The organism is Serratia sp. Je.1.23.a, assembly GCF_051129805.1.
Classification (GTDB): Bacteria; Pseudomonadota; Gammaproteobacteria; order Enterobacterales; family Enterobacteriaceae; genus Serratia; species Serratia liquefaciens.
In genome coordinates this window covers 455,386-468,614 of sequence record NZ_JBCPSR010000003.1, presented here as the reverse complement: position 1 = coordinate 468,614, position 13,229 = coordinate 455,386, and the positions used below count along the sequence as shown (strand labels likewise).

At 56.8% G+C, this 13,229-nt stretch carries 8 protein-coding genes and 2 pseudogenes; 8 read left to right on the top strand and 2 right to left on the bottom strand.

Features of this window, described 5'->3' with window-relative positions:
* Positions 1-187 precede the first annotated feature (187 nt).
* Entirely contained in the window at positions 188-2,335 is a 2,148-nt protein-coding gene (locus tag AAZT04_RS14475) for an EAL domain-containing protein (RefSeq protein ID WP_434680605.1), read from the top strand.
* A 31-nt stretch (positions 2,336-2,366) separates the two neighbouring features.
* On the opposite strand, the gene ppx is transcribed toward AAZT04_RS14475, so the two are convergent.
* Entirely contained in the window at positions 2,367-3,917 is a 1,551-nt protein-coding gene (gene ppx / locus AAZT04_RS14470) for an exopolyphosphatase (RefSeq protein ID WP_020828080.1), read from the bottom strand.
* A 10-nt stretch (positions 3,918-3,927) separates the two neighbouring features.
* Positions 3,928-5,991 (bottom strand): polyphosphate kinase 1, encoded by a 2,064-nt coding sequence (gene ppk1, locus AAZT04_RS14465; protein WP_020828079.1) that lies wholly within the window; start codon positions 5,989-5,991, stop codon positions 3,928-3,930.
* A 396-nt stretch (positions 5,992-6,387) separates the two neighbouring features.
* Between ppk1 and AAZT04_RS14460 the strand changes: the two genes are divergently transcribed.
* From AAZT04_RS14460 to AAZT04_RS14430, 7 genes and pseudogenes are all read left to right on the top strand, one after another.
* Positions 6,388-8,550, top strand: coding sequence for an ABC transporter permease subunit (locus AAZT04_RS14460; protein WP_261279876.1), 2,163 nt, complete (start codon positions 6,388-6,390; stop codon positions 8,548-8,550).
* A complete protein-coding gene (gene pstA / locus AAZT04_RS14455; protein WP_261279877.1) occupies positions 8,547-10,199 on the top strand; it encodes a phosphate ABC transporter permease PstA in 1,653 nt (550 codons plus the stop codon). The genes AAZT04_RS14460 and pstA overlap by 4 nt, the downstream gene beginning before the upstream one ends.
* Positions 10,200-10,227: 28 nt before the next feature.
* On the top strand, positions 10,228-11,040 hold the full coding sequence (gene pstB, locus AAZT04_RS14450; protein ID WP_020828076.1) for a phosphate ABC transporter ATP-binding protein PstB: 813 nt from the start codon (positions 10,228-10,230) through the stop codon (positions 11,038-11,040).
* Between the two features lie 232 nt (positions 11,041-11,272).
* Positions 11,273-11,506, top strand: a complete 234-nt coding sequence (locus AAZT04_RS14445) for a hypothetical protein (protein ID WP_256814331.1) — start codon at positions 11,273-11,275, stop codon at positions 11,504-11,506.
* 24 nt (positions 11,507-11,530) lie between these two features.
* Positions 11,531-11,686: pseudogene (locus AAZT04_RS14440) on the top strand (POTRA domain-containing protein); the annotation flags it as partial.
* Complete coding sequence (locus tag AAZT04_RS14435) at positions 11,672-12,217, top strand: POTRA domain-containing protein (protein WP_321041291.1); 546 nt, start codon at positions 11,672-11,674, stop codon at positions 12,215-12,217. The pseudogene AAZT04_RS14440 and the gene AAZT04_RS14435, both read left to right, overlap by 15 nt.
* Positions 12,117-13,226, top strand: a pseudogene (locus tag AAZT04_RS14430) (DUF637 domain-containing protein); the annotation flags it as partial. The gene AAZT04_RS14435 and the pseudogene AAZT04_RS14430, both read left to right, overlap by 101 nt.
* Positions 13,227-13,229 lie beyond the last annotated feature (3 nt).

The following is a 13,229-nucleotide window of genomic DNA, read 5'->3' as shown; positions in this document are numbered from 1 at the left end:
CTGTCGCATATGATACTTTCAGCTTGCCTCATGAATGGATAGAGGTACGAAAAGGAACCTGCCTTGTTACCCGAACGCGTGAATGGAATTACGCCCTGACGGACTCGTTATTTTTATGATCAAGCCAATATTCTGGAAGCATTTACGCGAGCGCTGGTGGGGGTGTCCCCTCCTCTGGAGCCTGTTATTGATCCCGTTCGCAGGTTGGCTATCGCCGCGGATAATGCTGCCTGAAGGCAAAGTCTATCTGCTCTATCTACCGCTCACTGCCTGTATTGCACTGTTGATGGTCTACGACTGGCGGGCGCTGCCGGGTATTGCCCTCGCCATCATGCTGCGTTACGCCCACCGGCTGGGGCTGGAAAGTGGCTTGCTGGTGACGCTGCTGTACCTGTCTTGCCTGAGCCTGTGTTGGCTGGGGTATCGCAGGCAAACGCAACGCCGTTGGTGTGCGGCCCCGGGTGGCGCGGCGCTGGTGAAGGAGCGGCTAATCTGGCTGGTGGTGCTACCGGCATTGCTGTTTGTCTTCGGCCTGAAGCTGCTGGTCGCCTTTGCCCGGTTGCCCGACGAACTCGGGATGATGCCCGGCGATAACAGCTACCTGATGGCGCTGGTTAATTTTCAAGCGCTGCTGCTGGGCTGTCTCTCCGCCATGCCCTTGCTCTACATCATGTTGCGCATCTTGAATAAACCCCGTTTTGCCCTGACGCTCTGGCGACGCTTTGGTCGTGAAATGGCGCCAAACGTCGATAAAAAAGAGCTGTCGCTGTGGCTGTTGGTGCTGGTGGGGATGGTGGCGGTGCTGTCCCATCACGCCAAAGAAGCCATTCCCCTGTTGCTCGGGGGGTACGGACTGGTCTTACTGCTGCCGATAATGCTCTACGGTGCGATGCGTTTTGGCTATCAATTCAACTGCCTTATCTGGTCTGCCACTCTGTTGGTGCTGTTTTTTCATTATCCCGGCGCTTCACAACCCGACAACCTGTTGCATAACCTGGCGGTCATCTCTTCGATGATGGTGGTGTTCACCCTATGCATTTTCCTGATGTCGGCGCTCAATACTCACCAACGGTTAAGCCATGCCAGGGCACAAAGTGCCTCGCTGCAAGATCCGGTAATTGGCCTGCCGAACCTGCGTGCCCTCAAGCGCGATCTGGCTCAGTCTCCGCCTTCAACCCTGTGTTTCCTGCGCGTCAGCGAACTGGATTTGCTGAGCCGTAACTATGGCATGCAGCTTCGTATTCGTTTCAAACAGCAACTGGCGGCGCTGCTGCATCAGGTATTGGCCCCTGGTGAAGGGGTTTATCATCTGCCGGGCTATGACTTGTTGCTGCGAGTGGATGCGGACAATAGCGAAGAAAAGGTCGAAGCGATTTACCGCGCGTTGGAAAAATTCCGCCTGATCTGGAACGGTTTGCCGCTGCATCCCCCGCTGGGATTAGGGTATTGCAGCGTGCTGCCCGATTTTGAACACCTCTACCAGTTGCTGGGGGAGCTTAGCGCGTTGGCGGAAGTGTCGCTGACCAGCGGTAAGCCGGAGAATGTGCAGAGCAGCGGCAATTTGGTGCAGGATGAAGTCAAACGCAAGGTGGCGCTCTTGCATGGGGTACAACGTTCGCTGGATAACGACGGCTTTATCTTAATGGCGCAGCCGATAGTGGGCCTGCGAGGTGATCGTTATTATGAGATTCTGCTGCGTATGCGCGACGATCAGGGGAACACAGTATCGCCGAATGATTTTCTGCCGGTGGCGCATGAGTTTGGCCTGGCTTATCGGCTGGATTTGTGGGTGCTGCGCAATACGTTGAAGTTTATGGACCAGCACCGTATCGATCTGCCCAGTGCACGCTTTGCGGTGAATTTGACGCCCTCTTCGCTGTGCCGACCGATGCTGAGCCAGGATGTAGACAACCTGTTGCAGCAGTATCGCATCGAACCGTATCAACTGACGTTGGAGGTGACCGAGTCGCATCTGCTGCAGAATACGGATTACGCCGGCGCCAACCTGCAGGCGCTGCGTGAAATGGGCTGCCGCATTGCTCTGGATGATTTCGGCACCGGTTATGCCGGTTACGATCGGCTCAAGATGTTGCCGGTTGATATGCTGAAAATCGACGGCAGCTTTGTACGTGACATGCTGACCAGCGCGGTGGATTTCCAGGTGATTGCCTCTATCTGTAAAGTCGCGCGAATGAAGCGCTTGACCATTGTGGCGGAATACGTAGAAAGCATGGAGCAGTTGGTCGCATTGAAAGGGGTGGGCGTAGACTATATGCAGGGGTATTTCGTCGGCGAACCGCAACCCTTGGTGACGTTGCTATCAGAACAGAATTGATTGTCGCCCCCGCAGTACGGGGGCGACAGACTCAGGCCGAGCGCTGCTCGTCTTGCGAACCTTCCTCTTCGCAAATCAGTTTCCAGCCCACGACGTCGTTCCAATAGGCTTGTTCACGTTCGAGATCCAGTTGTACCAGGTTGTTCAGCGCCAGATAACCGGCCGGGAAGCGCAGCGTCCAGTGGTTATCGTCGGTGCTCAGGCGCAGCGTTTCCGGCGTGGTGGTCGACTGGCGCTGGTTGTTGAGCAGGGTACTCAGACGCAACAGTTGGATCAGCGGCAGGTAATGCTTTTTCTTGAACAGGTTCAGGCGCGGCAATTCTTCCAGCTTGATACCCTTGCGATGGAAGCGTACCAGCGCCGACAGCAGCAACTGCTGCTCCTGGTTGAAGCCCGGCAGGTTGGTGTTTTGCAGAATGTAGGCCGAGTGGCGATGCATGCCGCTGTGGTTGATGCTCAACCCCACTTCGTGCAACATCGCTGCCCATTTCAGCAAGGCTTCCAACTGCGGGTTCGCCAGCTTGGTATTTTGCGCCATCCACTGCGCATACAATAGCTCAGTGGTATCCAGCACCCGTTTGGCCTGCTCGCGGTCGATATTGTAGTGATCGGCCAGGCTCTTGGCGGTACGGCTGCGAATGTCCTGATGACGGAAACGGCCCTCCATCTCATACAGCACGCCTTCGCGCAGCGCACCGTCGGAAAGGCGCAGGTCGCGGATCGCCAACGCATCGAACACGCCGCACAGGATTGCCAACCCCGGCACAAACACCGACTGGCGGTCTTCCGACAGCCCCGGCAGGCTCATTGCGCTGAAATTTTTAAACTGCAGCACCTGTTCCGCCATCATTTCCAGTCGCTCGAGGGTGATCAGGCCATCTTTTTCGCCCATTGCCACCAGCACTTCGTGCGCGGCCTTGATGGTGCCCGACGCGCCCAGAGCATATTGCCAGCCCTGAATGCGGTACTGCCAGGCCAGCGTTTCCAGCTTCTGTGCCGCCGCCAGGCGTGCGCGTTTGAAGTTGTTTTTGCTGATTTCTCCGCCCGGGAAGAACTGTTGGGCGAAGCTGACGCAGCCCATGCGGCGGCTTTCCGCCAGCAGGGGTTCAAAATCTTCGCCGATCACCAGCTCGGTAGAACCGCCGCCGATGTCGATCACCAGCTTGCGGCCTTTTTCCGGTTGGGTATGTTCCACACCCATAAAGATCAGGCGAGCCTCTTCCTGCCCGGCGATGATTTCGATCGGGTAGGGGATCACTTTGGCTGCGCGCTTGAGGAATACCTCGGCGTTCACCGCCTGGCGCAAGGTGTGGGTACCGACGATGGTGACGTTATCCGCCGGGAAGCCTTGCAGCCGTTCGGCGAACAGCGCCAGGCAGGCCAGGCCGCGTTCTATTGCCTCTTCACTGAGCACATTGTTGCTGTCCAATCCATCGGCGAGGTGGACCCGCTGTTTTAAACGCCCCAATACCTGTAAGGCGCCATTGACGACGCGGGCAATCACCATGTGGAAGCTGTTCGACCCGAGGTCGATGGCAGCGATTTCCTGCGGTTTGTTCGTTGCAGTGCTTTTTAGCGGCATAGTTGCTGGCCTACTGTCCTGGTTGTTCCAGAGCTTTTAAATACTCGTAAATGGCAACCTGAGAACGGACTTTGCGGCGGTTGCCGCGCGGCACGTACTGGTTGCTCAGTTCTTTATCGAGGTAACGTGCCTTGACCGTGTCGCTGAACAGGATTTCCAGAATATCCAGAACCCGTTGTTTCAGCGTTGGATCCAGCAGCGAGACCGCGACTTCGATGCGGTAATCTATGTTACGGGTCATCCAGTCGGCAGAGGACAGATAAACCAGTTTGTCACCTTTGTTTTCGAAAACGTAAACCCGATCGTGTTCCAGATAGCGGTCGACGATGCTGATTATCTGAATATTGTCACTGATCCCCGGCAGGTTGGGAATCAAAGAACACATCCCGCGCACCAACAGGCGGATTTTTACGCCGGCGCCGGAGGCGGTATATAACCGATCTACCAGCCCTTTATCCACCAGATTGTTGATTTTCAGCATAATGCCGGCCGGAAGCCCGGCTTCGGCGTTGGCAATTTCGTTGTCGATCAACTCATACAGTTTCAGACGCGAGTTCTGCGGCGACACCATCAGGTTGTCGAAGGTGACCGGCCGGTACGGGTTTTCGATAAAGTTGAACACCCGGCGTACTTCGTTGGTGATGCGCGAATCGGCGGTCAGCAATGAATAGTCGGTGTAAATGCGCGCGGTTTTCTCGTTAAAGTTACCGGTGCCGATATGAGCATAGCGCACAATCTCGTCGCCTTCACGGCGTGAGATCAGGAACAGTTTGGCGTGAATTTTCAAGCCAGGCGCGGAGAAAATAACGTGCACCCCGGCTTCCGTCAGGCGCTTGGCCCAGTGGATATTGGCCTCTTCATCAAAGCGCGCCTGCAACTCCACCACCACCGTGACTTTTTTGCCGTTATGGGCGGCGTGGATCATCGATTCGATGATGCGCGAGTCTTTTGCCACGCGGTAAATATTGATTTTGATCGCCAGCACACTGGGGTCGAACGACGCCTGGCGCACCAGCTCCAGCACGTGTTCAAAGGTGTGGTACGGGTAGTAAAGCAGCACGTCGTGCTCGCGAATGGCGTCAAACCCGTTGCGGAATTTTTCGAACCAGGTATGGCGCAGGCGCGGCAGCGGTTTGTTCACCAGGTTGGCCTTGCCGACGTTCGGAAAACCGATGAAGTCTTTGAAGTTATGGTAACGGCCGCCGGCAATGACAGAATCATAGTTGGAAATACCGAGCTTGCCGCGCAGCAGTTCCACCATTTCATTGGGCATGTCGCGTTGATAAACAAAGCGCACCGGCTCTGCAGTCAGGCGCTGCTTCAGGCTGGAAGACATCAGTTCCAGCAGGCTGGATTCCATCTCGGTAACCAGATCGTATTCCGCATCGCGGGTCATTTTCATCGAATAGGCGTTGAGCGCGTCGTAATCGAAGAAGCCCTTGAAGATGTCGTCCAGGCAGTAGCGAAGAATGTTATCCAGCAGGATCATCGGCTTGCGGCGACGAGGGGCTTCCGGCGGCAGGTTGACGAAGCGCGGTACCTTGTCGGACGGGATCTCCAGCAGCGCGTAATCGATACGCGTACCGCGGATAATCTCCACCGCCAGATAGGTGTAATCGTCTTTCAGGAACTGCACCAGGTTGGTTTCATTGTTGATCAGGATCGGCGTGATGTGCTGGCGCAGATGCTGTTTAAAGTATTGCCGCAGCCAGATTTGCTGGTTTTCCGACACCTGGCGTTCGTTGATCAGGAAGATCTGGTTGCGTGCCATTTCCAGCAGCAAATCGTTATACAGGCTGTCGAATTCTTGATCGGTTTTTAATACCTTGGCCTGGATCTTTTTCAGCAGATGGCGTGAAGCGCCGCCAGAGCCCTGTTCTTCGCTGATCAGAATGCGTCGTTTGAGATCGGCAAAGCGGACCTTATAGAACTCGTCAAGGTTATTGGAATAAATGCCCAGAAAACGCATGCGCTCAATCAGGGGATTGCTCTTATCTGCGGCTTCCTGCAACACGCGTTCATTAAAGGATAACCAGCTTAGTTCTTTTTCGATGTAGAGCTTTTCCTGACCCATTGCCACTCCAGTTCAATTTTAGAAAAGGATCCGGGACGCAGCGCCCGGATGCCGCTCTAGTGTCCTTCATCATTATTGCGAGAGATTGACAGGAAAGTCCAACATATCCATTACCTTGGGGCGAGGCATTTTAAGGCGTAAAAATATTCTCTGCGGCGTTCGGGGCGTTGAACATGTCGGAGCAATATAAAATGAAGACAATAATGCTAAATATCTCTACAGATGATCGGCTTAATCATCATTTTTCAGCAATATATAGGGTTAATAATGCTAATGAATAGCGTTAAATTCGATATTGGCGGCAGGCAACTTTGTCATGCAAACGTCACAAAACTGACATAAGATGCCCGGTTATTCTATGGCGCAAGCCTGCTTACATCAGCGACAGCGAGAGACATGGCACAAACTACGGTAAACCAACATCCCCGGGATCGCCTGCGCGCGCGCATCGACCGTAGCGTTCAGGCGGCGGTTACCGTCAGCGGGCTGCTGGTGTTGATGACGCTGATGCTGATCTTCGTTTACCTGCTGTTTGCGGTGCTGCCGCTGTTTAAACCGGCGGCAATGGGGCAGGTGAAACCGCTGACGATCAGTGCCTCTGCACCTGCGCTGGCGCTGGGTATGGATGTGCAGCAGCGGATAGGTTACCGCATCGATGCGCAAGGGCAGGGGCAGTTCTATCCTCTGACGCAGCAGAACGCCCATCCTCTGACGCAACAGACGCTGCTGGCCAAACCGACGCTGCTGACTCAGGCGGCTGGCGAACGCGATCTGTTTGCTTTGGCACAGGCCGACGGCCGGTTTATTGTCGCCAGCGCGGACTTCGCAGCAGCCGGGGCGTCGGCACCGCAGTGGTTGTTTCCGCTTGGGCAACGACCGCTGACGTTGGATAAACAGGGGCGAGCATTAACGCTGCTGACGTTGGCTGAAGCACGCCGTGGGCAGTACCTTCTGGCCGGTGTTACCGAAGATCGTCGTTTGGTGTTTGGCCGTTTCGGCAGCGACCACCCGCCGCAGCTAAGTGAGATCACGTTGGACAGTGCGGTGCAGCAGTTGGTGTTGACGCCCGACGGTCGCCAATTGTATCTGCTGGCGGGGAATCGGCTGGCGCGCTACCAAATTAACGACACGCAGCTGCAGCTAAAAGAAACGCGTACGCTTGGCGAACATTCTCCTTATCAGCTGACGGCGTTGCCTGGCGGCAGCGCGTTGCTGATCGAAGCGCCTGACGGCAGCGTACGCGAATGGTTTGATGTTGAAAAAGATCGGCGCTGGCAACTGACGCCGGTGCAGCATTTCGACCACCAGTCCGAGCCGCAGGATTTGCTGGTGGCCGAACCTTATCGCCGGGTGTTCGCCACCCTGAGACCGGACGGCGGTTTCTCGCTGTTTTCCAGCATCCAGCCGCAGCCACTGTTGAACGGCAGGCTGAGCGCCGGGGTACAGCAGATGGCGTTTGCTCCACGCGGTGATGGCCTGCTGCTGGAAACGGCACAGGGCTGGCAACATTATGCGATCGACAACCCTTATCCCGACGTCACCTGGCGCTCGCTTTGGCATAAGGTGTGGTACGAGAATTACCCCGAACCGGCTTACGTCTGGCAATCCACCTCTGGTGAGGACAGCTACCAGGCCAAATTCAGCCTGATGCCGGTGATTTTTGGCACCTTCAAGGCCGCGGCCTATGCCATGCTGTTCGCCATTCCGCTGGCGCTGGCCGGGGCAGTTTATACCGCCTATTTCATGTCGGCCGGACTGCGGCGGGTGATTAAACCGGCGATTGAGGTGATGGGGGCTTTACCGACGGTGGTGATCGGGCTGGTGGCGGGCATCTGGCTGGCGCCGGTGATTGAATATTATCTGCTGGCGGTGTTGTCGCTTCCCTTGCTGTTGGCGGCGGTGGTGCTGGCATGCGGTGCGCTGATGAACCGGTTTGCCCCGCGGCGCCTGCCGCCGGGCGTCGATCTGCTGATCCTGTTGCCGCTGATTGTACTGACCGTCTGGCTGGCGTTTAGCGTGGGGCCCTGGCTGGAAGTGAAACTGTTTGGCGAGCCGCTGCATTTCTGGCTGGGCGATGATTATGACCAGCGCAATGCGCTGGTGGTTGGCGTGGCGATGGGCTTTGCGTTAGTGCCGATTATTTTCTCGCTGGCGGAAGACGCGTTGTTCAGCGTACCGGCAACCCTGAGCCAAGGGTCGCTGGCGTTGGGGGCGACCCAGTGGCAAACCGTGATACGCGTGGTGCTGCCTTCGGCCAGCGCCGGCATTTTCTCGGCGCTGATGATTGGCTTTGGCCGTGCGGTGGGGGAGACCATGATTGTGCTGATGGCGACCGGAAATACGCCGGTTATCGACGGCAGCCTGTTCCAGGGCCTGCGTGCCCTGGCGGCCAATATCGCCATAGAAATGCCGGAAGCGGTCGCTGGCAGCAGCCATTACCGGGTGCTGTTCCTGACTGCGCTGGTGCTGTTTATTTTCACCTTTGTCTTCAACACGCTGGCGGAGGCGATCCGACTGCGGCTGCGTGAGCGCTATACCCTGAACCAGGAGGCGCCATGAAGCGCTGGGCGAAGAGCGGTTCGCCGTGGATCTGGCTGACCGCCGGGTCGGTGGCCGTCAGCCTGTTGGCGCTGATCGGCATCATGCTGCTGCTGGCCGGACAGGGGATGCGCTATTTCTGGCCGAGCCCGGTCTATCAGTTTGAGCTCAACCAGAGTGCCGCAGGGCCGGTGACGATGATCGGCGAGCTGTATCAGCAGCAAAGCATTCCGCGTCGGCAACTGCTGGAGTCCGGTATCGCACTGCCGCCGGGAAATGCGCAGAGTTTTGAGCGCTATCTGATCAAGGTGGGCAACCGCGAGAGCGAAGGACAAGACTTCCGTACGCTGCTGACCGGTGACATTGTTCGCCAAAGCACGCCGCGCGATCTGCTGGTGCTGGAACGTAATAACAACGGCACCGCTTACGGTTATCTGGCCGGTATGCTGGAGGATGGTCAGCCGTTGACCGGCCGCAATCTTAGCCAGGCGCTGCTGCAGCGTTTGCCGCAGATTGCCGCGCTTTCGCGTCAGGCCCATGATATTCAGTTTCGCGATATGGCGCGCATTAACCAGCGGTTCGATACGCTGCGTCTGCGAGAGAAAAGCTTACAGCGGGAAGATAAGCTAGACGCCCGCGCACAGGCGTCAATCAACGCCGAGCGGCTGGAACTGCAACGTCAATATCGACTGCTTTCCGATCGTCTGGAAGGTTTGAACCGCGATCGCCACCGCGATGCGCTGTTACTGCGTGACATGCACGGCCAGACCCATACCATTGCGCTAAGCCAGGTGCGCGATGCCTGGTACCCCAACGCGATGAATACCACGCAAAAGCTGGTGCACTGGGGCGAACAGGTGAAGAAATTCCTCAGCGACAGCCCGCGAGAGGCCAATACCGAAGGCGGCGTATTCCCGGCGATTTTCGGCACGGTGCTGATGGTGATCCTGATGTCGATCGTGGTGATGCCGTTTGGCGTGATTGCCGCCGTTTACCTGCATGAATACGCAGGCAATAATCTGCTGACGCGGCTGATCCGCATTGCCGTGGTTAATCTGGCCGGCGTACCGTCGATTGTCTATGGCGTGTTTGGCCTTGGCTTCTTCGTCTATATGATTGGCGGCACGCTCGATCAGCTGTTCTACCCGGAGTCGTTGCCTAACCCGACCTTTGGCACGCCGGGCGTGCTGTGGGCGGCCTTGACGCTGGCGCTGTTGACGTTGCCGGTGGTGATTGTCGCTACCGAAGAGGGGTTGTCGCGCATTCCTGCTTCGTTGCGTCAGGGCTCGTTGGCGCTGGGCGCCAGCCGGGCGGAAACGCTGTGGCGTATTGTGTTGCCGATGGCTGCACCGGCGATGATGACCGGCCTGATCCTGGCGGTGGCGCGCGCCGCCGGGGAGACGGCACCATTAATGCTGGTGGGGGTAGTGAAATCCGTGCCGGTGCTGCCGGTAGATGATATTTTCCCGTATCTGCATCTGGAGCGGAAGTTTATGCACCTGAGCTTCCAGATCTACGATATGGCCTTCCAGAGCCCGAGCGTGGAGGCCGCCCGGCCGCTGGTGTTCGCCACCGCCTTCCTGCTGGTGGCGATTGTCGTGGGCTTGAATCTGGCGGCGATGGGTATTCGCCATTCGCTGAGGGAGCGGTACAGAGCATGGTCGCAGTAACAACGATGTTATTCCTGGGGAGTGCCTAATGAGTTTGATGACGCCAGGCAGTTTGCCCCGGTTGGATGTCCAGCACCTTGATGATGAACATACCGCGCTGGCGGTAAACGACCTCAACCTGTTTTATGGCGAAAAACAGGTGCTGCACGATATCTCGCTGCGTATTCCCAAGCACCGGGTGACGGCGCTGATCGGCCCGTCCGGCTGCGGCAAATCCACGCTGCTGCGCTGTTTCAACCGTATGAATGATTTGGTGGACAACTGCAGGATTGAAGGCGATTTGCAACTGAACGGTCAAAGCATTGGCGGCGCGCAAATCGACGTTGCGGCGTTAAGACGGCGGGTCGGCATGGTTTTCCAACGGCCGAACCCTTTCCCGAAATCGATTTATGAAAACGTGGTTTACGGCCTGCGTCTGCAGGGCGTGCGTGACCGACGGATCCTTGATGAGGCGGTGGAGCGTTCGCTGCGTGCCGCCGCGCTGTGGCACGAGGTCAAAGACCGGCTGCGCGAGAACGCGTTTCGTCTTTCCAGCGGCCAGCAGCAAAGGTTGGTGATTGCACGGGCGATAGCCATCGAGCCGGAAGTGCTGCTGCTGGATGAGCCGACCTCGGCGTTGGATCCGATCTCCACATTGACCATTGAAGAGCTGATTTCCGCGCTGAAGCAGCAGTACAGCGTGGTGCTGGTGACGCACAACATGCAGCAGGCGGCACGCGTCTCCGACTACACCGCCTTTATTCATCAGGGGCGGCTGGTGGAGTACAACGACACCGACGACATCTTTACTTCACCGCGCCAGCGCCGCACCGAGGATTATATTACCGGGCGCTATGGTTGATTGATTGTAGGGCGCAGCATGCTGCGCCTTTATGACTTTAAAGTTCTTTATTCCCGCTTGACTGCAATACTCCGACTGCCTGCTGGGCAGTCTCTCCCTGCCATTTGTTTGAATAAAAACAATACTTATTCGTATAGAACTGAGGAGATAAATGTTTATAAATCGCTAATTTGTGTAAATTAACGTAAATAGATGTTTTCAAGTGTGTGTATGGAAGCAGGGATTCCAGGTTGTGGCGTTGCTGGTTTATGGCGGGCTGATTTGCTCTGCGCAGGCGGCCGAGCAAGCCAGCCCGGCCGATCGCGGCAGCATTACTCAGCAGCAAAAAATGCTGTTGGAGCAGGCACAACAGCAGCGTGAGGCGTTGCAAAACAACGTTTCTCTGCTGGCCTTACCCTTGCCGGCGCCTCCCGCCGCTGGTGAAGCCTGCCAGCTTGTGCGGCAGATTAAGTTTCAGGGGGCCTAACATCTTTCCTGGTCGGTAAAAACCCGGCTGGCCAAACCCTACCAGGGGCGCTGCCTAACGTTGAGCGCCATCAATCGCCTGGTGCGTGAAACCACCAATGCCTATTTGCAACGCGGCTATGTCACCTCGCAGGCCTATCTGCAAGAACAAGATATTTCTACCGGTATGCTGACCATCAGCGCCAGCGAAGGGCGGGTCGAATCCATTACTCTCGATGGCGAAAGCAAACTGGCATTGGGCATGGCGTTCCCCGGCATGGCCGGCGATGTATTGAGTCTGCGGGATATTGAACAGGGCATGGAGCAGCTCAACCGCTTGCCTTCGCAGCAGGTGAGCATCGATATCCAGCCCGGTGCGCATGCGGGGTATTCACGGGTGGTGCTGCAGCGCAGCTCTGTGCGTTGGCCCGTCGCGGTTTCCGCCGGGGCGGACAACAGCGGCCAGAAAAACACCGGTACCGGGCAGATGAATGCCGGCGTGACGCTGGACAACCCGCTACACCTTGCCGAACAGTGGTCGCTGTCCGCCGCGCGTAACGACGATTTCAGCCGTAGCCATCGTAGCCGCAGCCTGAACGGCAGCCTGACTTTGCCTACGGCTACTCATTGCGGCGACCGGCGTGACTGGGGTATCTGCCTCGTCGATAGTCTATGGGTCGGTCTATGCCGGCATGACGTCGCTAGCATCGCAGGTGGCTGTGGAGCTGGTTGACAATCAGGGAAATCTGTCAAAAACCCTGAGAGCATTGGGCAGCAGCGAGACGGTCAAGGCGACGGCGACGGCAATGGCGATTGGTGGTGCACTGGCGGGCTTTGACCAAGTGCTGGACGCCAATGTGCCGGCAGACAAGGCGCGATTGCCAGCGCTGATAAAGGATGAAGGGTGGCGCAAGATTGTTCAGCGTGTAGCGGGGCAGTCGGTCATCAGTTCAAGTCTGAATACCGCCACCAACGGCGGCAGCTTCAAAGACAACTTGACCAACGCGCTGCTGATCAACCTCGGCAACCAGATTAACGCCGAGGGAGCAAATCTTATTGGCGATAACGGCGATATTCTGGGGTTACCTGGCAAGGCCGTCAGCCATGCGGTGCTGGCGGGTATCAGTGCGGAAATCGGCACCGGAGCCATCGCCTCCGGAAGCACGCTGGTTGTCGGCAAGACGGCAGACGCGGCGAAAACACTGGCGCAGCAAACGGTGAAAACCGTTGATGAATCGCTGAAGAGCCGAGTGTTCAACACCCAACCTGTTGCGGATTTGGTAAAAGCGCAAACGGCGACCGACGCCAGACTGTCGGCGCAGACGGCAGAAAAACTGCAGGCGCTGCAGAAGACCAGCACCGATCAGCTGGTTAAAGTATTTGACCCGAAACAGAGCGAAAGTAAGCTGAGCGTGTTTGGCCAGCAGTTTGAGCAGGTGCTGGGCGAGGGGGGAGGCAACAAGTCCGGAACGACCAAAGTTTTTGCGACGGAAAAACTGTCAAGACAAGAAATCATCGACTACGCCCAATCGCTGGCAGGAGCCGTGCCTTTGGAAGCGAAAAACACCCCGCAGGGCATGGTTTATTATGCAAAGAAAGATGGTGTCACTATCAATCTGAGGGAGTATTCAGATAGCAAGGAGCAAACAAAGGCGCGCTGGACTATTGATATTATTGGCAACGAAAGTCTAGAGGCCCTGCAAGGAAAGGTTAAAAAGAGAATTGAAATAAAGTTACGATGAGGT